The following is a 21,782-nucleotide window of genomic DNA, read 5'->3' on the forward strand; positions in this document are numbered from 1 at the left end:
CTCTACGTAAAACAATAGCACAAGTATTTGAAAAGAAAAGGAAGGGATCGCACATGAAAAGTACAAGCAGAAAAGTTGTCGTTGTCGGAACAGGTTTCGTTGGAACGAGCATTGCGTATTCCATGATCAATCAAGGACTGATCAATGAATTGGTCTTGATCGATGTCAATAGAGACAAAGCAGAAGGAGAAGCCCTCGATTTGTTAGACGGTATGTCATGGGGGCAAGAAAACATCAAAGTTTGGGCGGGAGAGTACTCGGAATGTAAAGATGCTGATATCGTCGTTATTACCGCAGGGGTCAACCAAAAGCCAGGACAAACACGGCTTGAATTGATCGATGTGAACGCCGAAATTATGACAAGCGTCACAGAACAAGTGATGGCTTCAGGCTTTGATGGCGTGCTTGTCATCGCTTCAAACCCAGTCGATGTCTTAACTTATCAAGCATGGCGGGTGTCCGGGCTGCCAGCCAATCGTGTCGTTGGTACGGGAACGACCCTCGATACCACAAGACTTCGAAAAGAAGTGGCGGCAAAATTAGCCATCGATCCACGGAATATTCATGGGTATATTATTGGGGAACACGGTGATTCGGAAGTCGCTGTCTGGTCCCATACAACGATCGGTGGGCAACCGATCATAGAATTGATCAAGCAACAAAATCGTTTGACCGTTGCCGATCTAGCGGTTCTTTCTGAACGAGTAAAAAATGCCGCCTATGAAATCATCGATCGAAAACAAGCAACTTTTTACGGAATAGGGATGAGTGTCGCAAGAATCGTTCGAGCGATCTTAAATGATGAGCAAGCGATTCTGCCGGTGTCTTCCTACCTTGATGGGGAATATGGCATCAACGATTTATTCACAGGTGTTCCTGCAGTCGTGGACCAAAACGGCGTCCGCGAAATTATTGAATTGACGCTTACCCCTGAGGAAAAACGGCAGTTTGATACTTCGTGTCATCAGTTACGAGCAGTAATTTCCACAATTGGACAAAGCAAAGTCAGCTGATCTCAAGAATACCAGTAATGAAAACCTCGTGTTCGTTTTTGCCAAAGCATGGCTCGACTATTTACGGTCGGCCATGCTTTTTTACATCTAGCCAAGAATGTTAAAAGGAAATGGCGTATTTTACGCGAAACGGCCACTATTCAACTCTCTTTTTTCTCACTCCTTTAAAAAAAACATCCTCAGTGAATGACAAAAAAAGAATGAACGATCAACCTTACAAACTTTCCGAGTTGTAAAAAGTGACAAAGTGTCACCTTGTATGGTATTCTTCAAAAAGTGACACTTTGTCAACATTTGGAAAACAGGAGGAAAGAGCAATGTTTCTGGCTATAAAAGAAATGCGTTATTCAAAATTAAGATATGGGCTGATCGTAGGAATCATGTTTTTGATCGCCTATGTTGTTTTTATATTGTCTGGCTTAGCTACCGGACTTAACTGGGATTTTAAAAAGGCCATCGTCGATTGGGATTCATCCGCGATCGTTTTATCAGAAGATGCGAATGACACATTTGCGGCTTCGCAATTGACGAGAGGGGATCTAGACCGTGTAGCAGGGACTCAAAAAGCCCCGATTGGTTTATACAGCAGTGTCATCACGGTCAACGATGAACAAGTCAATGTGACTGTTTTTGGTACACAAAACGATGCGTTCTTGTTACCAGAAGTCTTAGAAGGCAAGCTGTTTTCAAAAGAAAATGAGATCACGATTTCAGAAAACTTAGCAGAAGAAGGTATCAAGGTCGGAGACCAAGTGAAAATCGGGCGTTCAGATGAAACCTTCAAAGTCGTTGGGATCACCCCAGAAACGTCTTATACGGTGTCACCAGTGATTTATACTTCCCTCGATACTTGGACGAAAATGAAGTTTGCTAATCAACCATTTGCATCTGACAAGGAGCAGCCCATCAATATCATTGTGACCAAATCAAGTGATCCGAAAGTCGATAACCAAGAAGGAACCCAGCTCAAAGTCTTGGCAACGGAAGACTTCATTGAAAAGCTTCCCGGATTTTCTGCCCAAAACTTGACCTTAAATGCCATGATCTACTTCTTATTTGTTGTTGCAACGGCAATTGTGGGGATTTTCATGTATGTGATCACCCTGCAAAAAACGGCGATTTTTGGTGTGATGAAAGCCCAAGGCATTCGGACCAGCTTTATTGCCAAATCAATTATTGCGCAAGCATTTATGGTAGGAGTGATCGGGGTAGCCCTAGCCTTTGCAGCGGCATACGGCACCAGCTTGTTTTTACCAGATGCCATGCCATTTTTCTTTGAATTAAAGCAATGGCTGCTTTATAGCGGCATCTTGATTCTCGTGGCAGTTCTAGGCGGCTTATTCTCCATTCGGACGGTCACAAAAGTCGATCCAATCACGGCAATAGGAGGATAACAAAGATGAAAGACATTTTAGTAATGAAGGATATTATAAAAAAATTTGGCAAGCAACATACCGAAGTAACGGCATTAAAAGGACTCAATTTTCATGTTCAAGAAGGGGAGTTTGTCAGTATCATCGGCCCTTCCGGTTCAGGGAAAAGTACCTTTTTGACCATCGCTGGCGGCTTACAAAGTCCAACATCGGGAGAGATCATCATCAACCAGGTGAACTTTTCCAAATTAAATGAAAAGCAACGAGGGAAGTTGCGTTTTAAAGAGATTGGGTTTATCTTGCAAAGCTCGAATTTGATCCCTTTTCTAACGGTAAAGGAACAATTTTATTTGGTCGACAAAGTTACAGGAAAAGCCAAGGAAAAGGAACGGATTGATGAATTGCTTGCTTCATTAGATATTCTCGACCTTCAAGACAAGTTTCCCCGCGATTTATCTGGTGGGGAACGTCAACGAGTGGCGATCGGCAGGGCGTTGTTTAATGACCCAAGTTTGATTTTAGCGGATGAACCAACTGCCAGCTTAGACACCGATCATGCGTATGAAGTCGTGAAGTTATTGGTGAAAGAAGCACATGAGAAAAAGAAAGCGACAGTCATGGTCACCCACGACGAGCGAATGATCCAATGGAGTGATCGCATTTTCCGAATGGAAGATGGCAATCTCATCGAACAAAACGCCCCATCAAGAGAAACTGCACAAGTCTGAGTGGAAAAGTAGAGGGATTTGTTTATAATAGAGGGAGTAGATTGCGAATGATGGAGGAGAATCCCTTGCCAAGTACAACATTTTTTCATTTAAAACAAGAGAAAAAAGAAAAAATCGATGCCGTGCTTTTAGAAGAATTTTTCAGCAAGCACATCAGTCAAGTCAAGGTCTCTGCCATCGTCGAAAAATCGCACATTTCTAGAGGGGCGTTTTACAAGTACTTTCAAAACTTAGAAGATGCCTATGACTATGCGATCACCAACTATTCCAACCAAATCCATTCTGCGATTTTTACGTTTATCAATCGCAACAAAAATGATTTTTTCAAAGGGATCGAAGAATACTTGGCTTGGTGCAGTCAATGGTCACCTGAAGATGATCATTGGAAAATGATCCACTTATGTACTCAAAGCAATGCCTGGACGAAGCGCGATGCGATCCCTGACGATTCGCCCATGATTCGTCAGTGGTTGGAGCTGTTGGAAGAAAATCGCTTCACGATCCATGATACGCAAGAAGCCGTCAGTTTCCTTTACTTTATTATGGCGGTCGTGATGGATAGTCTGACAGATTTTATTTCGAATGAATGGACCGCAAAAGAGCTGATCAAAGATTTTCGCTATAAGGTGCAATGGATCAAGTATGGAATCAAAGAGGACAATGACGAAGAATAAACGCTTCGGCAAGAGGATGGACCAAATACCGCGAGCGGCGAAGAAGTTCATTTACAAAGAAAGAGGTGCCCGACAACCGAAATAGTTGTCGGACACCTCTTTTTTGAGGGAATGATTATTTTTTATTTACACGTTTCGCAATGATTGGCAAGATCAAGCCAATCAAAAGAAAGGCGATCGGTGTAATGATATTTAAGGCCAATTGGAAGAACCAAGCTTGCGGATCTGCCGCATAATCAAGCTTAGGAACCATCCCTAAAATGCAGGCAAAGGCCGTGAACAAGAAGCACCATAAGCCGATCCCAAAGCCAACCTTGGTGTTTTTCACGAATTTATAATCGGAAGTAAAGCGATTGGCGTGTTTGTTGACTAGCATAAAGGCTAAGAAGACCCATAAGTAACGCAATGGCATGACAACTGAATTCAAGTTCAACAACCAACGATACAGTTCGGTCATATTGCCGATTCCTAGTGCTGGAATAATGATCAAAATGCTGACTAGGATACCAGTCATAATATACCCATTCACTGGTGTTCCTTTTTTGTTTAGTTTTGCTAAGCCATTTGGTACAAATTCTGAATCAGCATCAGACAATAATATTTTCAATGGGGCATCAATTGAAAATGCCAACGCAGAAATTTGCGCCAACGCATTGGCGATGGAATAAAGAATGACAAAAAAGTTGCCAATTCCGTAGAAGTTTCCTAGTCGTTGAAAGGCTTCATAAGCGCCGTTGACCATCAAATCTTCTGGAATATGGTTGGCATCAAAAAGCATCCCCATTGCAATCGAGCCGAGCAAGGCACATAACGCCACCATACCGGCTAAAAAGATCATGCCTTTTGGAAATTCTTTGGCAGGATTTTTTGTGTTATTTACGTAAGGCGAGATTTTTTCACAGCCACCTACTGCAAATACCAGCATCGAGATCGTGGTTAAATAGGTAAAGTCAAATTTAGGGATATAGGTTGAAACAGATGACATGTTTGGTGTAGCAATTTCAGCACCAGTCATTGCTGGAGCAGTCACTGCTAAAAGGATAAAAAGAATCGACATCACGAACATGGCTGTTCCGGCGATGTTCCCAATCATTTTTAAGGTCGTCAATCCTTTAGAGGCAATCCATAAAAAGAATAGAAAAATAGCTAAACAAATCAACGATACTTCCATGGAACCCATCGTCGATACAAATGTACCATTTCCTTTAAATAACCAACTCAATGATACTAAGATTCCTTGGGGTTTTTGTGCCAAGTAGGGCACGTGAACGACCCAATAAGTCCAAGCAGCAAAGAAAGCCAACCGCTTTGTTGAGGTTTCTTTGATCCATGAGGAGACCCCACCACTTGACTCTTTGAAGGTCGATCCTAACTGACCAACACTTAATGCATAGGGTACAAAATAAAGAGCCATAATTAATAGCCACGAAACAACAACAGTCAACCCTTGTTGAGCGTAGTTGTTTACAACATTTCCCAGTCCCCAAACAGAGACGAACGCCATCAGCGCAATATTATACCAGCGTAATTGTTTCTCATTCATCGCTTTCTCCTTCTTAAAATGATTTTTCTGACTGGTTAAAATAGAGCGTTTTTTGAAATTTAGTGAGAAAAAAATTTCTTTCCATAAGCGCTTGATCACTATCAAGTTTCTTATGCATTTTTTCACAAATGTCAAAGGTCAAATTGAATAAAAAATTTCACTTGCTTCTTTTTTATCCAGTCGTCGATTTTCCATAGTTAGGATAAACCTCTGAATTCTTTTGGTCAAGAAAAATTAAATTGTTATTTTAAAAAAATAATAAATTTCTGATGATTGAAAAAGCAAACATCATCATTCATTAATAATCTGAAAGAAATGCTACTACATTCGGTCAAGGGGATGGATAGGAGAGGGACCATTTCATTTAAAAGAAGCGATGGCTCTTTCTAAAAAGAAAGAAGAGGTCGGTATTTCTTAAGCTGATATGGAGAAATTGTTAGATGAAGTATAGAGTATTATACATGCCTCAGCTACAAAAACAACTAAAGAAAATGGGTCGAAATCAAGCAAGAATAATTGTCGCTTGGATCAGAAAAAATTTAGAAGGAACAAGCAACCTTCGCCAATATGGGAAAGGATTAAATGAAAACAGTAGTGGCAAATGACGTTATCGCATTGGCAATTATCGTATTTTAGCAAATAGAAATGAATCAGAAATAGTGATTGAATGATTTGCTATTGGTCATAGAAGTATTATATAGATAAAATAAAAAGCGGCAGCTGACATTAAGGATGCTGCTTTTTTTGTGTTTAGAAAGGACAATCACTCTACGAAAAGTTCTATAGCATCTCCAAGCTTTTTAAGTTATGATAATCAGAGAAAGCGGACAAGGAGAACGACAATGAAAGAACAATTACTCGCGTACTTGCAAAATCAAACAGCTTTTTTCTCTATCGAAAATGTAAGCGATGTCTTTACTGCAAAAGATATTGCCGAGAAGTTTTCCGTCAAGAGAAATACCATCAGTCACTACTTGAATCAGTTAACGGAAGAAGGTCGCCTTGTGAAAATTGCGACCCGACCCGTTTATTTTTTTCATAAGCAGGCATTTGAAATCCAAAATTATCCTTTAACAAAAAACGTGTATGATAGTCTGGCTGCTGTGGGGGAAGAAAAGCCTTTTTTTGATCAAAAAGAAGATTTCTTTTCCAGTGTGATCGGCAGCAAAGGTAGTCTGGCAGAAGTCATTGAACAGATCAAGATGGCAGCCTTCTATCCAAATGGCGGGCTTCCCTTCTTATTGACGGGAGAAAGTGGAACTGGGAAGAGTTTTCTCGTAAAAATGTTTCATCATTATTGTGTGGCAAATGAATTACTAGAAAGTGATGCTCCGCTGATTACGATCAATTGCGCACAGTATGCCAATAACCATGAGCTATTGACGAGCAATTTATTTGGACATGTAAAAGGTGCCTTCACTGGCGCAGAAGAAGATCGCGGAGGTGCATTTGAAGCAGCAGACGGCGGAGTCCTCTTTCTTGACGAAGTTCATCGACTGAATGCTGAAGGACAGGAAAAATTATTCACTTTTCTGGATCAGGGAGTTATCTATCGAATGGGGGATACGGGCCGGCCAATCTCAGTTGATTGTCGGTTGGTGTTTGCGACCACCGAAGATTTGAAACAAACATTTCTAACAACCTTTATTCGGCGAATTCCGATCCAAGCGACACTGCCCGCTTTGGAAGAACGGACAGTTTCCGAAAGGAAGCAGTTGATTTTGCAAGCATTTATTGAAGAACAAAAACGTATCGTTTTGCCGTTAGAGCTCTCACCTCAAGTAATCGAAATTTTAACGACCAGTCATTTTTCTGGGAATGTCGGTGAATTAAAAAGTACAATCAAAATTATTACGGCCAAAAGCTATACAGCCAGTTTAAAACGAGAAGTAAAAAAAATAGCAGTCACTGTATATCATTTGCCAGAACACTTACTGCAACTGACAGAAGAACCTAATGAAATGGGGACAATGCTACCGGTTCTTATTGATAGCCAAACTCAAATCCAGCAGCTAACTGCGGAAAGTGAACCTGAACAACAAAAGATCATTCAAACGTATGAACAGATCTTACTTAATTATGTCCAAGCAGGGCAGGACTTTGCGGCGGCAGCCGAGCCTATTTCAAAAGTGATCGAAAGGCTTTTCGAAAATTTATTGTTTGATCATAAACAGGAACAAAAGCAGCGGACAATGATTTTTGTGACAGAGCATGTTCAGCGAATGATGGAGCAGATCGAGCATTCTTTTCAAATCAGTTTTAATGGCAGCATGGTTTATACAATCAGTTATTATTTATGGTTGCGGAGAAATGTGGAGTGGCTGCCGGATGATCAAGACAAACTTTTATTGACAGAAAATCTATTGAAAAGTGTGAAAAAGCATTATTCTACAAGTGACCGTTACACAGAGAATTTGTTAGGCCTAGTGCAAAAAGCATTGGATATCGAGTTAACAAGTATGGACCGAATCATTTTTACACTTTATATCAATGATATGGGGTATTCCAAAGATTCATCGCTCCCCCGCAGCATCATAGTAGCCCATGGTTACGCAACCGCCAGTAGTATCGCGAATGTTGCGAACCGCTTATTGAATGAATCGGTTTTTCAGTCTTTCGATATGCCATTAGAGGTCACGCCCAAACAAATTGCGGAAAGGGTTACCACCTATATTCAGAAAAACGATGTATCTAATGGACTCGTTGTCTTGTTCGACATGGGATCTTTGAAAGAAGTCTATCAATATATTCCAGAATTGGCGGTTCCAATTGTTATGATGAACAATGTAACGACAAGTGTAGCCCTCGCTGTGGGGGAGTGTATCCAACAGAATATTTCCTTGAGAGAAATTCCAGAGCGAGTAAATACCTTTCACCAAAACGAATGGGAAATCATTCTTCCAAAAGTGAAAAAAGAGAAAGTTGTCATTACAACTTGTTCAACTGGAATTGGAACTGCTGTTCAAATCTCTACCTTATTAGAAAAGAGTATTCCTGATCATTTACAGATTCGGATCCTTCCTTATGAATTCAACCAGCTGGAAAACAGTTAACATATAAGACAGACATTGGCAGCGTATGACATTGTTGGTGTTGTGGGAACCACTAAACCTCGCCAAGAGCTGGCTCCTTTTATTTCTTTAGAAGAACTAATTTCGGGTGCTGGGACAGAGGTGCTATTAAGTTGGCTAAAAGAAGAATTGGATGAAGAGATGATTGCCTATGTGAACAATCAATTAGTAAGAAACTTTTCATTGGATCGAGTGATTCAATCGGTAACGATTCTAGATACAGAAAAAGTGATTTCTCAAATGGAATTTTTCGTGGGAAATCTGGAGCGCATGTGGCAGCAACGGATCGCCAATGATCGCAAACTCGCGTTGTTTGTCCATACGAGTTGCTTAATTGAGCGTCTTATTAGAAATGAAGCCATTGATACTTATCATGCCAGCGACACATTACTCCAGTGTCATGAAAAGCAGCTGAATGAGATCAAAAAAGCATTTAGTGTCATTGAAAAGGTTTACAGTGTCGCGATACCGGAATCTGAAGTTTGCTACATCTATGATGTTTTGTTTGGAAACACTGATTCTTCAATGGTTGAAGCGGATTTTTAATCGATAAGAAAAGCGTGCCACTTTTTTTGGCACGCTTTTTGCGTTTAGTAAGATGTAACTTGGAGCAAAGTGAGGTGAAAGCAGTGGAACGACTCGTTATTTTAGCATCCCACGGACGATTTGCATCAGGAATCTTGCATTCGTTAGAACTTATCTGCGGTAAAAAACAATCAGTCCTTGCGATTGACTGTTATGTGGACGAAGCATTTGATCTAACGACAACGGTAGATACCCTGATGGAAACATATAAAGAACATGAAGTGATCGTTATCACAGATATTTTTGGCGGCAGCGTGAACAATGAATTTTTGCGTTATATCCAACAACCCAATTTTTATTTAATCGCAGGTTTGAATTTGCCATTGTTGATTGAATTGACGACACAACTTCAAGGAGGAGGTGCAATTTTAGAAACGATCCATCAAGCGCTGGCAAATTCGAAAGATATGATCCAGTTTTGCAATGATAGTGTAGCAAAAGAAATCGAAGAAGAAGAATTTTAGGAGGGACGACATGATTATTTTAACACGAGTCGATCATCGGCTATTACACGGCCAAGTCGCATTTTCTTGGACTCAAAATTTAGGCGCAGATTGTATTTTGATTGCCAATGATGATGTACCGACAAATGATATCCGTAAGACAACGATCAAATTAGCAAAACCGCAAGGCGTAAAACTGGTGATCAAATCAATTGAGGATTCAATTCATGCCCTGCAAAGCGGTGTGACGGATAAATACAAATTATTCATCGTAGTTGATTCCATCAAAGATGCGTATAAGTTAGCAGAAAACTGTCCAGAGATCGACAAGATCAATCTCGGTGGGATCAAAGCCAAAGAAGGCTCTAAAAATATTGGCAAAGCAGTCAATGTTTTACCAGCAGAAGAAGAACTCTTGAGAAAAATGGTTGCAAAAGGAATCACTGTCGATATCCGTCAAGTACCTTCGGATAAAAAAGTCGCTGTCGAAGATGTTTTATAAAGAAAGGAGCAAAAGAGATGCTGCAAGCAATATTACTTGGAATTGTTGCATTTATTGCGCAGTCTGAATACGCATTAGGAACGTCATTACTGTCGCGTCCGATTGTCACTGGATTGTTTACAGGAATCGTATTGGGGGACATAAACACTGGAATTATTATGGGTGCAACACTAGAGTTAGCGTTTATCGGCTCATTTTCTGTCGGTGCTTCTATTCCGCCAGATGTCGTAACTGGAGGGATTCTGGGTACAGCTTTCGCAATTACGGCAGGAGCGGGAACCGAGACGGCTTTACTGTTGGGACTTCCAATCGCCACATTGACCCTTATCTTGAAAAATGTTTACTTGGGGTTGCTTATCCCAATGATGAACCAAAAAGCCGATTTATACGCGGCAGATGGAAACTACAAAGGTGTAGAACGAATGCACTTATTAGCAGGTTTTGGCCTATCTCTGATGTTAGCCCTTGTAGTGACGATCTCCTTTATGGTAGGCAGCAATACGATTAGTAAGTTATTGGCTATGATTCCAGCCTTTGTACAGAACGGCCTATCAGTTGCAACTGGTTTGATTCCAGCCCTTGGGTTTGCCATGTTGGCTAGGTTACTGATTAACAAACAAGTTGCACCGTACTTCTTTTTAGGTTTTGCATTAGCAGCTTATTTAGAGATTCCTGTTACAGGGATTGCAATCTTCGGAGCAATAACGGCTGTTGTAGTCGTGAATTTAAGAAACATTCGTGGACAAGGGCAATCTATTCAAATGACTTCAGGGGAGGTACTAGATGATGATGAAGACTTCTAATGAGAAATCCGAAATTACCAAAAAAGAGTTGAATCGTGTCTTCTGGCGTTCGTTTCAAATGGAGTTCTCATGGAACTATGAGCGACAGATGAACCTAGCTTATGTCTATGCGATGATTCCGATTTTAAAGAAACTCTACAAAACAAAAGAATCGATGGCCGATGCGTTGAAACGGCACCTGGAATTTTTCAACACGACCCCGCATATCGTCACGCTTATTTTAGGAATCAATGCGGCGATGGAAGAAGAAAATGTCAATGATCCAAATTTTGATTCTTCAGCGATTGATAACATCAAGACCTCTTTGATGGGCCCTTTAGCGGGAATCGGTGATTCCTTCTTTTGGGGAACGTTGCGACTAATTGCTACTGGGGTAGGAACTTCATTGGCATTACAAGGAAATATCTTAGGTCCGATTCTGTTTCTAGTGATTTTCAATGTTCCTCATCTACTATTTCGTTATTTTGCGACTGGTTGGGGATATAAACTTGGGACAGGATTTTTAAAGAAAATTCAGGAAAACGGTTTGATGGAAAGTTTAACCTATGGCGCTGCAATCATTGGTTTGATGGTCGTAGGAGGAATGACCGCTACGATGATCGATATCAACATTCCTTTGCAGATTGGTTCAGGAGAAAATGCAGTTACGGTTCAAAGCATCTTTGATGATATCGTTCCGAAAATATTGTCATTGGGTGCATTTGGTGCTGTCTTTTATCTTTTGAAAAAAGAAGTCAAACCGCTGATTATTCTGCTGGGACTAGCAGTCGTAGGTATTTTAGGATCCTTGATTGGACTTTTTTAAGGAGGAATTGTTGTGGCAACGATGATGGATTATATACAAGAAGAGCAAGCAACGTTAGTTGAGATCTTGCAGGGGTTTGTTCCTAAAAAAGAAGAAAAAAGAGCTGCAATCGAGAATTTATTGATTTTGGCAACGGGCTCTTCTGCCAATGCCTGTTTAGCAGCAAAGTATGCAATGGAGAAATTAGCGCAGATCACTGTCACGATTGAAGAGCCATACCACTTTAATCATTACGGCCATCTTTCTAAAGAAATCGAGACAGTTTTGGCGGTTTCGCAAAGCGGAAAAAGTGCTTCTACGATAGATGCAGTGGCGCAGTTGTCCAAGCAAGATATTTATACGATCGGTTTAAGCAGTGATCCCGAAAGTCGCCTTGCTCAAAAAGTTAACGAAAGCATTGATCTAGGAACTGGGATCGAGACCGTTGGATTCGTGACCAAAGGATATGTAGCAACAGTATTGCAACTCTATTTAATGGGGGTATCTATTGGCTATAGCAAAGGTATATTATCCGACGACCAAGTGTCGATGATCAAAAATCAGTTAGAGGAGATGATTGAGGCCATTCCTCAGGTCATTGCTAAGACAATTGATTTTTTTGAGAAAAACGCAAGTATTTTTAAACTAGCGAATCGGTTTGTGGCAGTCGGTTATGGACCAAACTGGGGAACCGCTAAAGAATTTGAAACGAAGTTTACCGAAACCCTACGAGTCCCTTCTCAAGGATTTGAATTGGAAGCATATATGCACGGGCCGTATCTTGAAGCCAACCATGAACATGTACTTTTCTTTATTGAAGCTCCTAGCCTAAATCAATCAAGGTCCCAACTATTGCATGATTATATCGCTTCTTATGTGGGAAAAGCTTATACGATCACCACAGCAGCGGCAAAGAATCCCGATACACTTGGGTTGGACGTTGCATGTGAAGAAACGTTTTCTTCTTTGCTCTTAGTTATTCCGTTTCAAATTTTCTCCTATCTCGGGGCTGCTGCTAAAGGGATTGATTTGCGTAAACGTATTTTTGATGACTTTGATCAAGTGCTAAAAAGTAAAATTTAGAGGTGGAAAAGATGCTGAAATTTAATGAACAACAACAAATTGACGATATTCAAGGAATGTTAGATCTACGTCCAGAAATTGAAAAATTAGTCGATGCCCTTGACGAAAAAGGCTTTGATGCCATCTATTATCTAGGAATTGGCGGTACCTATGCTTCTGCGATGCAAGCTGTCACTTACATTAATGGAAAAAGTGACTTACCGGTTTACGTCCAACATGCGGCAGAATACTATACAACCGGCAACCGTCGATTGACGAAAGACTCATTAGTCATCTTGTCCTCTGTTACTGGAACGACACAAGAAGTGGTTAAAGCAGTTGAAGAAATCAAAAAAGTAGGAGCGACATTACTAGGATTTATTGATTCAAAAGGCAGTATCTTAGCAGAACAATGTGACCATGTCATCACGTATCCTGCACCGGGAACCGAACAAATCAAATTCTTTATGGTTGCCGATCGATTGATGAAAAACCATGGGGATTTTCCTGATTACGACGCCTACTATCGAGAATTGGATCAATATTTAGCAAAAGGATTAGTAGAAGCTGAAAAGCAGGCGGACGAATTTGGGCGAGCATTTGCGGAGAAACATCGTCACGATGCGATGCATTATTTTATCGGTGCGGGAAATCAATGGGGTGCTGTCTATTCTTATGCTATGTGCTATTGGGAGGAGCAAAGCTGGTTGCGTTCAAAATCGATCCATGCTGCTGAGTTTCTTCACGGAACGTTGGAAATCGTTGACGAAACCACACCTGTCACAGTGTTTTTAGGAGAAGACGAGCAACGTCTATTATCAGAAAGAGTAGCTAAATTATTGCCAAGAATTTGTGGAAACTATACATTGATCGATACCAAGGATTATCCTGTTTCAGGAATCAGTGAGAAATATCGCGGCCGAGTGCTGTCCCACTTACTGATGCATTGTGTGACGCAGCGCATTGATGCCTATGTCGAACAAATGAATTGTCACCCAATGGAAATTCGGCGCTACTATCGCCAATTCGAGTACTGATAGAAAACCAAGAGGAATAGGATCGATAGAAAGATAACCCAAAAGAACACTGAAATATAATGTTTTTATGGAGTGGATAGGGAAGCTACCTTAATAAGAAAAAGTGATCTATTCTTAAACTTCATAAATGAAGAACACCTGAATTCATAATTTAACAATGTATAGAGCGTTTCGTTAACCAAATGTTGATGGAACGCTTTTTTGGTATTTATTGGAGGAGCAAAAAGAAACGAAAAGAAAAAGGGAAAGGATTTGAAGGGACTTAAACAGTTACTAAAATCTAATACTTCCTTGTTGATAACAAACTAACGAAAGGCAATTAAGTTAGTTTAAAGTTAACAGGAAAAAGAGGGAGGCTGAATCAAAAGGTTTCTAATATTTGTAATAAATGGCAGCAATCTATCATTGAAAGACGTCTGAGAAGTGGAAGTTCTTCCTAAAAAGTTAGATCGAATTACCTTGATTTTTGAAAAGAGCATAGCTGAACTACTTAGAAGCGAGGTGTTTTTTGGGGATAGAGATAAGTGTTAAGGAGAGTCATATAAGTTTCTGAATGATCAGCAGTGGAGAAGGAAACCCTGGTGCATCTTTTCAAGGTGATAAAAAAGGCTTAAACAAAAAAATGGAACAGCATAAATGTTTTCGAAATGCTTTCGCACCAACATTTACCTGTTCCGTGGGTTTGGCACCCAATGGGCCGTGAGGGGCTCGAACCCGCGACCCGCTGATTAAGAGTCAGCTGCTCTACCAACTGAGCTAACGGCCCGTACCAAAAGTACTTCATTATCTTAGCACTCCGTTGTTTAAAAATCAATCATTCTTTTGAAAAAAATGTGTGCTTTTTCAGTTGGAAAACAGAGGTTATCTTAAAAAAATACCATTCATTCTCCAATTTCAAATGATAGGAAATTCTTAAAAGATTGATCAGAATGCTTTAAAAACTCAGAAAGCCGTGATAAAATGTATCTAGTTATCGAAACTAGATGATTAGTTTGTGATAATCTAACCTTCTGTTAGTCAAAATGGAGGATGACATGGAAAAATTACAATCGGACATGAAAACATGGGGCGAATCGCTACTGGAATTCCATCTGCCTAGGTGGGAAGAATTACCGACCCTGGAACTGTATATGGATCAGGTAATCACTTTGATTGACCAATATTTATCACCAGTGATTCAAACAGAAAAACATCCGCTATTGACCTCGTCTATGGTCAATAATTATGTCAAAAAAGGGATGATCCCCGCACCAGAAAAAAAACGTTACAACCAAAAGCATCTCGCATTTTTGATCGCGATCACGATGCTGAAGCAAGTGTTGACGATTCCAGAAATAAAGACAGGCATCCTTTTTCAAGGGAAAGCTGTCGGAATCAGAAATGCCTATAATGTATTTTGTGAAGAACAAGAAAAAGCAATTCATCTTGTTGGCAAAGAAGCAATGGGAGAGCCCGAGCAAATGGCATCGGAACCAATCCCGATTGAATTAGTGGCCATGAAAGGTGCAACGCGTTCCTTTGCTAATAAATTGTTGGCAGAAAAAACAATCGAATTAGAAGTCATTTATTTAGAAACACATAAAGGAGAAGCCCATGAATAAAGAGAAAATTGCCCTATTAGTTGATTCAGGTACCGATGTTCCCGCACAGATCATGGAGCAATACGGCATGTATATGCTGCCATTGCAAATTATTTACAAGGATCGGACCTATACCGATAAAGTTGATATTACTGCCGAAGAAATTTATGAACGTTTGCCGCAAGAGATTCCTAGTACTTCATTACCTGATGGCGCGGCGATCGGGGAAATCTTTGATCGGATCAAAGCCGATGGGTATGAAAAAGTCTTTGCCGTAACCATCTCCAGCGGATTGAGTGGAACGTTTAATGTTGTTCGCCTGTTAGGTGAACAACGGACCGACCTTGAGGTTTTCGTGCTTGATACGAAAAATATCGGAATCGGTGCAGGGCTGCAAGCGATTCGTGCAGCAGAACTGTTAGAAAAAGGCGTGACCTGGGAAGAATTGCGGGCACAACTAACGAATGAAGTCCCGAAAAACAAAGTCTTTTTCAACGTAGCTACCTTAGAGTATTTACAAAAAGGCGGCCGGATCGGTCTTGTCGCATCCATCTTAGGTAATGCTTTAAAATTGAATCCCATCATTTCTTGTAATGAAGAGGGAATATACTATACGGTCGCAAAATCTCGTGGACGGAAGAAAAGCTTGGACAAAACCGTCGACTTGATCAAGCAATTCATCGGTGATCATCGCCATGTGCGTTTAGCTGTGGCCCAAGGTGATGCACTACAAGAAGCCAAAGAGATGAGGGCAAGATTAGAAGCCGAATTTCCAAAGGTCAAAGAAATCTTGTTTGGGCAAATCTCTCCCGCATTAGTTGTCCACACGGGTCCTGGGTTGTTAGGGATCGGTATCCAGCTTTTAGAAGAGTAAAAAAGAAAGGCCCCGTGCCTTTCTTTTTTTGTGCTTTCCTTAAGAATGAGGTGGCGGTTTTTGGGAAAGATGAAAAGCCTGTTTAAATAATGTATAATAAGTAAGAAACCAAAAAAAATTGAGGTGACATTTTTGAAAAAGATCCTAGTCGTGGACGATGAGAAACCAATTTCTGATATCGTCAAATTTAATTTAACCAAAGAAGGATATGAAGTATATACCGCCTATGATGGAGAAGAGGCATTAGAAAAAGTAACCGAGGTCGATCCTGATCTGATTTTACTTGATCTGATGTTACCAAAAATGGATGGGTTGGAAGTTGCACGGGAAGTGCGCAAAACCCATGACATGCCGATCATCATGGTCACAGCCAAAGATTCTGAAATCGATAAAGTACTAGGCCTTGAGCTTGGTGCGGACGATTATGTAACCAAACCATTTTCAAACCGGGAATTGGTGGCCCGCGTCAAAGCCAATCTGCGTCGCGGCTCGGCAGCTGCGAAGGAAGCAGACGACAATGCCAACAGCGAATTAACGATTGGTGATTTAACGATTCATCCTGATGCCTACATGGTCACTAAAAATGGTGCAGCCATCGAATTGACGCACCGGGAGTTTGAATTGATGCACTACTTGGCAAAACATCTTGGTCAAGTGATGACCCGAGAACATTTATTGCAGACTGTCTGGGGCTATGACTACTTTGGTGATGTCCGAACCGTTGACGTGACGGTGCGCCGTTTGCGTGAAAAAATCGAAGACAGCCCGAGCCATCCAAACTATTTGGTTACTCGTCGCGGAGTGGGCTATTACTTGCGGAACCCAGAACAGGAATAAGCTATGAAAAATAAGGTTCGCTTTTTTCAATCGGTGAACTTCAAAATCGCCCTGACTTTTATCTTGATCTTATTGATTGCGATCCAGATTATCGGGGCGTATTTTATTCGCGAATTGGAAAGAACAACGGTCGATGCCTTCAAACGCGACATGGAGGCACGGGCCAGCACGTTAGTGGTAACATTAGGCTCTGAATTGAGTCGCATGGACAATGATGACGGTTTGGATTGGGATTCCATGAATGCTTCCTTGAATCGAATCTTAACGAGTACCAACTCTTCGGAAATTTTGGAGATGCGGGTGGTGGATGAGCAAGGGATTATTCGTGCAACCACCAATATCAATGATCGTGGATCGGTGGGAGAAAAAAATGATTACCGTGATTACGATACGAACCGTAGTGAAGTCCTTTATGATGAATCGAGCGGACAACGGGTGTTCAATATCGTCCAGTCGATCCAATCACCGACAGGGGATACCGTCTTAGGAACCCTTTATTTACGGAGCAATCTTGAGTCAAAATACAATGAAGTTAGTACAACAGCGGTCATCTTTGTTACCGCCTCGCTGATTGCGGCAGTGATTTCGATCATTGTGGCACTATTGGTCTCTCGTTCCATTACCCAACCAATTGGAGAGATGCGGGAACAAGCGATTCGTATCGCCAAAGGAGATTATAGCCGCAAGGTCGCGATTCATGGAAAAGATGAATTGGGGCAACTGGCGGAAACCTTTAATCAATTAGGGGAACGAATCGAAGAGACCCAAGAGGCGATGGAGTCCGAGCGAAATCGGTTGGACAGCGTCTTGTCTCACATGACAGATGGGGTTGTTGCCACCGACCGACGAGGCAAAGTCATTACCATCAATGAGATGGCGATGTCTTTATTGAATGTCACTAACGAAGAAGCGATCGGGCAGTCGATTTTGACGTTATTGGAAATCGATGAAGAATACACGTTACGAAAGCTTTTGGAAAACCCTGAAGACATGCTATTGGAGCGTCCTAGCAATGATTCGACGGGAACAAATCTGATTTTGCGCATTGATTTCTCCATGATCCGTCGAGAGTCCGGGTTCATTTCCGGTCTAGTTGCCGTAATGCACGATGTCACGGAACAAGAAAAGAATGAGCAGGAACGGCGAGAATTTGTCTCCAACGTTTCTCATGAGTTGCGAACGCCTCTAACGAGTATGCGCAGCTACATCGAAGCGCTGAGTGAAGGGGCTTGGAAAGATCCAGAAATTGCACCGAACTTTCTGAAAGTGACCTTGGATGAAACGGATCGGATGATTCGCATGATCAATGATCTGTTGAGTTTGTCGCGGATGGATAGTGGCAATTCGCAACTGCAGTTGGAATATATCAATTTCAATGAAATGGTTAATTTCGTGTTGGATCGTTTTGACATGATGGTGACGAATGAAAGTAAAAAATATTTGATTCGCCGCGAGTTTACCAAACGAGAATTGTGGGTGGAAGTCGATACGGACAAAATGATCCAAGTGATCGACAACATCATGAATAATGCCATCAAATATTCCCCAGATGGTGGGATTATTACGGTGAAATTGATGGAGACTCATAACAACATCGTCCTTAGCATCAATGACCAAGGACTAGGAATTCCGAAAAAAGATCTCACGAAGATCTTTGATCGTTTTTACCGAGTCGATAAAGCTCGAGCCCGCCAACAAGGAGGCACCGGCTTAGGGTTGGCGATCTCACGTGAAGTCATCAAAGCTCATGGCGGTGCGATTTGGGCGGAAAGTCGAGAAAATCGCGGGTCAACATTTTACATCATGTTGCCGTATGAACCGTATGAGGAGGATTGGTGGGTATGAGAATCTCAGAAAAAATCATTCGTGTAGGCTTGATCGTGATGATCGCCTTGAGTTTTTATTTCTCCTATATGATTTGGCTAAATCCGACCGGGTTCAACAATGCCAGCACGGAAACAGACACTGGCGTCAATCCTTCGGTTCAAACCTACAAACAAAAAAGCGATTTGTTTTTGCCCCTATATCTGACTTGGAATGATGAAGAGGATATCAAAGAAACCAATTCTGAAGCGGTGATTCGAGAGATCCAAGAGGTGATCAACGAGGCAACGATCAGTGATTTGACCCTGCGGACCTATGGTGAGGAACAAGCTTTTTCAAAAGCCCAAGAAGTCAATCAAGGAATATCCTTAAACTACTATACGACGTTTTACTTGAAAGACTACGAGAAAACCTTTGATAAAGAGCTGTCCTTAGAGGACGAAAGTGAAACAGAGGATTTTCCGTTTTCTCGCATCCAGTTTGATCTCGAAGAAAACACGATCCAATTTGTTGACTTTACCCATCAACGAGTAGTTCGAGGCAAGATCGACTGGGATAAAAGCCAAGTAAAACACTTACTGGCAGACAATCCTCGGGAATGGACGGCAATGAGGACTGATCAAGAACGATCCAGCAATCAATATTATACGCAAGATTCGATCAAGCTGAAAAAATACAGCTACTATTCTTCGACACAGTCTCAGAGTTTATTTCGAGAAGCCTTTTTCAGCAATCCTAAAAACGTCAAAATCAATGATGAAAGTGTCGATACCTACTATTATGAAGGTGGGCAAAACATGACGGTCTTGCAAGATCAACAGCAAGTCAAGTTTGAAACCACCACAGATGGTTCCGATGAAACGGATCTGGCAATGTTGAGTGCGGATTACATTATTCGTCTAGGCAATAACTTTGGGACGATCCGCTATTTTGATCAACAAGACAAACACTTGGATTATCGGGTTTTCGTTGAAGGCTATCCAGTCTTTAGTACTGGCGGCCAGGGGGTGATCAGTGTAGCTTTTTCAGAAAGTGGTCAGACCGGCAGTCGGGAAATGACGATTTCTGCCAGCTTGAATGCGATCCAAGTGCCGATTCCTTCTGAAACCGAGATTGAATTGCCTTCTAGTTTGTCAGTCAAAAACGATCTGATTGCGGCAGGGGCTGATCCTGAATCGTTGCAACAGATCATCGTCGGCTATCAATGGGGGGAGATCAAAGATGCGCCACTTGTTGATTTGACGCCTGCTTGGTATGTCAATTATGACTCATCTTGGATCAGTTATGATGCATTAATGACAAAATTAGCAGAAACGGAGGAGAATTAATTGGATTTTAAACGAATCGAATGGATTTTTTTCCTCGCTTTTCTTGGTCTGAATGTCTTTTTATTCAATGTTTATAGTGAGGCTCGCAGTGAGCATCAGATGGTTTCACAATCAAACCAAACGATTCCTATCGAACAACGACTTGATTCTGAGGACATTCGGTATTCTGGCGAATTATCAGACGAGGTCTTGAGTGGTTATTATTTGAGCGGTGAACAGACGGATTTTGATGCGGAACTACGAAATCCGCAACTCAATACTCAGTTCAAAAGAGGGTCGACGGTCAAAGGGCAGCAGTTGATCCATGTCTCAACCAATGGCTTTTATATCAGTGATGATTCTCAAACGGAAGAAACCGTCAATGGTTTCTTGCAACGAAAAGACCAAGTCCTGTTTGGGGATGAATATGACTATTTGGAAAACCTCTCTGTCTTGAACGCCAATCATCCGACTGTGGTGGCGGTCCAGTCGTATGAAGGCATTCCTTTCAATGACAGCTCAAGTCGGATCGACATCACCTTAGAACAAACGGATGATCTACTGCAGATTGCCCGTTATACGCAAACACATATCTCCAATATCACGCCTCTAAGGGAAAAGATGACGGTCTATTCAGAAAAAGAAGCAGTAAATACGCTTTATCTGAACAACAAGCTGCCAAGTCACTCGAAAATTCTCTGGACGGAATTAGCCTATACGATGATTTTGAAAGTTAGGGAAAAAAATGTGTATATTCCTGCATGGTTTATTGCTTTCCAATTAGATGGCGATGACACCATTCAAATCGAAACGGTCAATGCCTTCAGCAATCGGATCATCACGAATAATGCCGTTCAAAAGGTAGAAAATCCATAAAAAAGCGGGTATAATGGAACTCGTTGAAACAATCAGAGAGGAAGTCACGTAAACCATGATGAAGGAAAATGCCTTTCAAGTAAGTATTCTAGCCAGCGGAAGCTCAGGGAATTCGCTCTATATCGAAAGCAATAAAAAGCGGATCTTAGTGGATGCCGGTTTGAGCGGCAAGAAGATCACTTCATTATTGGATGAAGTAGGGCGCAAACCAGAAGACTTGGACGCCATTCTTGTGACCCACGAACATCGGGACCACATCCACGGTGTTGGAGTACTGGCACGAAAATACAAACTTGATGTCTATGCGAATACAAAAACATGGCAAGCGATGGACCCAATGATCGGCAACGTCGCTGTCGAACAAAAACACATCTTTGAGATGGGAAAAGTGCTAACTTTGGGTGACTTGGACATCGAAAGCTTTGGTGTTTCCCACGATGCTGCAGCGCCACAATTTTATCGTTTCCATAAAGACGGCAAATCATTCGTGATGCTGACGGATACTGGTTATTGCAGTGATCATGTGCGAGGCATTATCAAAGGCGCCGATGCATACCTTGTGGAAAGCAACCATGACCTAGAAATGCTGCGAATGGGCCCTTACCCATGGAGCCTCAAGCAGCGGATTCTTGGAGATCGCGGTCACTTATCGAATGAAGATGGGGCTCTTGTCATGACGGACATCTTGACCGACAACACCAAACGGGTCTATCTTGGTCATTTAAGTAAAGAAAACAACCTGAAAGAGTTGGCGCACTTAACGATGGTCAATACCATGAAAGAACATGATCTAGGTGTTGGAGAAACGTTTGAAGTCTATGATACCGATCCTGACAAAGCGACGGAATTATTTGCGATCTAATCGA

18 protein-coding genes, 1 tRNA gene and 2 pseudogenes are annotated in these 21,782 nt (G+C 41.5%); 19 read left to right on the plus strand and 2 right to left on the minus strand.

All coding sequences use genetic code 11. The annotated features are described in order from the left end of the window. Positions 1 to 53 precede the first annotated feature (53 nt). The 4 genes from IGI78_RS03840 to IGI78_RS03855 all read left to right on the plus strand — a co-directional run bounded on the left by IGI78_RS03840 (position 54) and on the right by IGI78_RS03855 (position 3,788). Complete coding sequence (locus IGI78_RS03840) at positions 54 to 1,013, plus strand: L-lactate dehydrogenase (protein WP_195266048.1); 960 nt, start codon at positions 54 to 56, stop codon at positions 1,011 to 1,013. A gap of 317 nt (positions 1,014 to 1,330) precedes the next feature. Beyond that, a complete protein-coding gene (locus IGI78_RS03845; RefSeq protein WP_195266047.1) occupies positions 1,331 to 2,407 on the plus strand; it encodes an ABC transporter permease in 1,077 nt (358 codons plus the stop codon). A 5-nt stretch (positions 2,408 to 2,412) separates the two neighbouring features. Beyond that, positions 2,413 to 3,114, plus strand: coding sequence for an ABC transporter ATP-binding protein (locus IGI78_RS03850; protein WP_195266046.1), 702 nt, complete (start codon positions 2,413 to 2,415; stop codon positions 3,112 to 3,114). A 47-nt stretch (positions 3,115 to 3,161) separates the two neighbouring features. After that, positions 3,162 to 3,788 carry a TetR family transcriptional regulator gene (locus IGI78_RS03855; RefSeq protein WP_195266045.1) on the plus strand — a complete coding sequence of 209 codons (627 nt, stop codon included), beginning with the start codon at positions 3,162 to 3,164 and terminating at the stop codon, positions 3,786 to 3,788. A gap of 115 nt (positions 3,789 to 3,903) precedes the next feature. Here IGI78_RS03855 and IGI78_RS03860 read toward each other — a convergent pair whose 3' ends face one another. Further along, positions 3,904 to 5,331 (minus strand): APC family permease, encoded by a 1,428-nt coding sequence (locus IGI78_RS03860; protein WP_005225272.1) that lies wholly within the window; start codon positions 5,329 to 5,331, stop codon positions 3,904 to 3,906. 440 nt (positions 5,332 to 5,771) lie between these two features. On the opposite strand from IGI78_RS03860, the pseudogene IGI78_RS03865 reads away from it, so the two are divergent. The 8 genes and pseudogenes from IGI78_RS03865 (at position 5,772) to IGI78_RS03900 (ending at position 13,618) form a co-directional block, all read left to right on the plus strand. Next, positions 5,772 to 6,002, plus strand: a pseudogene (locus IGI78_RS03865) (type II toxin-antitoxin system RelE family toxin). Between the two features lie 171 nt (positions 6,003 to 6,173). Continuing rightward, positions 6,174 to 8,948 (plus strand): annotated as a pseudogene (locus IGI78_RS03870) (sigma 54-interacting transcriptional regulator). 83 nt (positions 8,949 to 9,031) lie between these two features. Continuing rightward, a complete protein-coding gene (locus IGI78_RS03875) occupies positions 9,032 to 9,451 on the plus strand; it encodes a PTS sugar transporter subunit IIA (protein WP_074536866.1) in 420 nt (139 codons plus the stop codon). Positions 9,452 to 9,461: 10 nt separating this feature from the next. After that, positions 9,462 to 9,932, plus strand: coding sequence for a PTS sugar transporter subunit IIB (locus tag IGI78_RS03880; RefSeq protein WP_081118360.1), 471 nt, complete (start codon positions 9,462 to 9,464; stop codon positions 9,930 to 9,932). A 17-nt stretch (positions 9,933 to 9,949) separates the two neighbouring features. Continuing rightward, positions 9,950 to 10,735 (plus strand): PTS mannose/fructose/sorbose/N-acetylgalactosamine transporter subunit IIC, encoded by a 786-nt coding sequence (locus tag IGI78_RS03885; RefSeq protein ID WP_074536862.1) that lies wholly within the window; start codon positions 9,950 to 9,952, stop codon positions 10,733 to 10,735. Continuing rightward, a complete protein-coding gene (locus tag IGI78_RS03890) occupies positions 10,722 to 11,540 on the plus strand; it encodes a PTS system mannose/fructose/sorbose family transporter subunit IID (RefSeq protein ID WP_170920130.1) in 819 nt (272 codons plus the stop codon). The genes IGI78_RS03885 and IGI78_RS03890 overlap by 14 nt, the downstream gene beginning before the upstream one ends. Positions 11,541 to 11,552: 12 nt before the next feature. Continuing rightward, on the plus strand, positions 11,553 to 12,602 hold the full coding sequence (locus tag IGI78_RS03895; protein WP_195266039.1) for an SIS domain-containing protein: 1,050 nt from the start codon (positions 11,553 to 11,555) through the stop codon (positions 12,600 to 12,602). Positions 12,603 to 12,613: 11 nt separating this feature from the next. Further along, positions 12,614 to 13,618 (plus strand): SIS domain-containing protein, encoded by a 1,005-nt coding sequence (locus IGI78_RS03900; protein ID WP_430618478.1) that lies wholly within the window; start codon positions 12,614 to 12,616, stop codon positions 13,616 to 13,618. A 693-nt stretch (positions 13,619 to 14,311) separates the two neighbouring features. Here the strand turns inward: IGI78_RS03900 and IGI78_RS03905 are convergent. Beyond that, positions 14,312 to 14,384 (minus strand) — tRNA-Lys (locus IGI78_RS03905). A 268-nt stretch (positions 14,385 to 14,652) separates the two neighbouring features. Between IGI78_RS03905 and IGI78_RS03910 the strand changes: the two genes are divergently transcribed. The 7 genes from IGI78_RS03910 (at position 14,653) to IGI78_RS03940 (ending at position 21,778) form a co-directional block, all read left to right on the plus strand. Continuing rightward, the gene (locus tag IGI78_RS03910; protein WP_034872437.1) at positions 14,653 to 15,219 is read left to right on the plus strand and encodes a DUF1836 domain-containing protein; all 567 of its coding nucleotides are present in this window, start codon (positions 14,653 to 14,655) and stop codon (positions 15,217 to 15,219) included. After that, positions 15,212 to 16,072 carry a DegV family protein gene (locus IGI78_RS03915; protein ID WP_195266035.1) on the plus strand — a complete coding sequence of 287 codons (861 nt, stop codon included), beginning with the start codon at positions 15,212 to 15,214 and terminating at the stop codon, positions 16,070 to 16,072. The genes IGI78_RS03910 and IGI78_RS03915 overlap by 8 nt, the downstream gene beginning before the upstream one ends. A gap of 132 nt (positions 16,073 to 16,204) precedes the next feature. Further along, positions 16,205 to 16,909, plus strand: a complete 705-nt coding sequence (gene yycF, locus IGI78_RS03920) for a response regulator YycF (protein ID WP_195266033.1) — start codon at positions 16,205 to 16,207, stop codon at positions 16,907 to 16,909. Positions 16,910 to 16,912: 3 nt separating this feature from the next. Then, positions 16,913 to 18,754, plus strand: coding sequence for a cell wall metabolism sensor histidine kinase WalK (gene walK, locus IGI78_RS03925; protein ID WP_077453585.1), 1,842 nt, complete (start codon positions 16,913 to 16,915; stop codon positions 18,752 to 18,754). After that, a complete protein-coding gene (locus IGI78_RS03930) occupies positions 18,751 to 20,061 on the plus strand; it encodes a YycH family regulatory protein (RefSeq protein WP_142963012.1) in 1,311 nt (436 codons plus the stop codon). Before walK ends, IGI78_RS03930 begins: the two co-directional genes overlap by 4 nt. Beyond that, positions 20,062 to 20,916: a two-component system regulatory protein YycI gene (locus IGI78_RS03935; RefSeq protein WP_016620617.1), complete on the plus strand. Its 855-nt coding sequence runs from the start codon at positions 20,062 to 20,064 to the stop codon at positions 20,914 to 20,916. It abuts the gene before it with no gap. Positions 20,917 to 20,971: 55 nt separating this feature from the next. Beyond that, positions 20,972 to 21,778, plus strand: coding sequence for an MBL fold metallo-hydrolase (locus tag IGI78_RS03940; protein WP_005231151.1), 807 nt, complete (start codon positions 20,972 to 20,974; stop codon positions 21,776 to 21,778). The last annotated feature ends 4 nt before the right edge of the window (positions 21,779 to 21,782 follow it).

Source organism: Enterococcus sp. DIV1767, from assembly GCF_050542585.1.
In the GTDB taxonomy this organism is placed as follows: domain Bacteria; phylum Bacillota; class Bacilli; order Lactobacillales; family Enterococcaceae; genus Enterococcus_D; species Enterococcus_D innesii.

What these genes read in the sequence shown, in the direction of transcription:
- IGI78_RS03880 (WP_081118360.1), top strand. Translation starts at nt 9,462, where the DNA reads ATGATTATTTTAACACGAGTCGATCATCGGCTATTACACGGCCAAGTC.
- IGI78_RS03910 (WP_034872437.1), top strand. Translation starts at nt 14,653, where the DNA reads ATGGAAAAATTACAATCGGACATGAAAACATGGGGCGAATCGCTACTG.
- IGI78_RS03900 (WP_430618478.1), top strand. Translation starts at nt 12,614, where the DNA reads ATGCTGAAATTTAATGAACAACAACAAATTGACGATATTCAAGGAATG.
- IGI78_RS03860 (WP_005225272.1), bottom strand. Translation starts at nt 5,331, where the DNA reads ATGAATGAGAAACAATTACGCTGGTATAATATTGCGCTGATGGCGTTC.
- IGI78_RS03840 (WP_195266048.1), top strand. Translation starts at nt 54, where the DNA reads ATGAAAAGTACAAGCAGAAAAGTTGTCGTTGTCGGAACAGGTTTCGTT.
- IGI78_RS03855 (WP_195266045.1), top strand. Translation starts at nt 3,162, where the DNA reads ATGATGGAGGAGAATCCCTTGCCAAGTACAACATTTTTTCATTTAAAA.
- IGI78_RS03915 (WP_195266035.1), top strand. Translation starts at nt 15,212, where the DNA reads ATGAATAAAGAGAAAATTGCCCTATTAGTTGATTCAGGTACCGATGTT.
- IGI78_RS03850 (WP_195266046.1), top strand. Translation starts at nt 2,413, where the DNA reads ATGAAAGACATTTTAGTAATGAAGGATATTATAAAAAAATTTGGCAAG.
- IGI78_RS03845 (WP_195266047.1), top strand. Translation starts at nt 1,331, where the DNA reads ATGTTTCTGGCTATAAAAGAAATGCGTTATTCAAAATTAAGATATGGG.
- IGI78_RS03930 (WP_142963012.1), top strand. Translation starts at nt 18,751, where the DNA reads ATGAGAATCTCAGAAAAAATCATTCGTGTAGGCTTGATCGTGATGATC.
- walK (WP_077453585.1), top strand. Translation starts at nt 16,913, where the DNA reads ATGAAAAATAAGGTTCGCTTTTTTCAATCGGTGAACTTCAAAATCGCC.
- IGI78_RS03940 (WP_005231151.1), top strand. Translation starts at nt 20,972, where the DNA reads ATGATGAAGGAAAATGCCTTTCAAGTAAGTATTCTAGCCAGCGGAAGC.
- IGI78_RS03885 (WP_074536862.1), top strand. Translation starts at nt 9,950, where the DNA reads ATGCTGCAAGCAATATTACTTGGAATTGTTGCATTTATTGCGCAGTCT.
- IGI78_RS03890 (WP_170920130.1), top strand. Translation starts at nt 10,722, where the DNA reads ATGAAGACTTCTAATGAGAAATCCGAAATTACCAAAAAAGAGTTGAAT.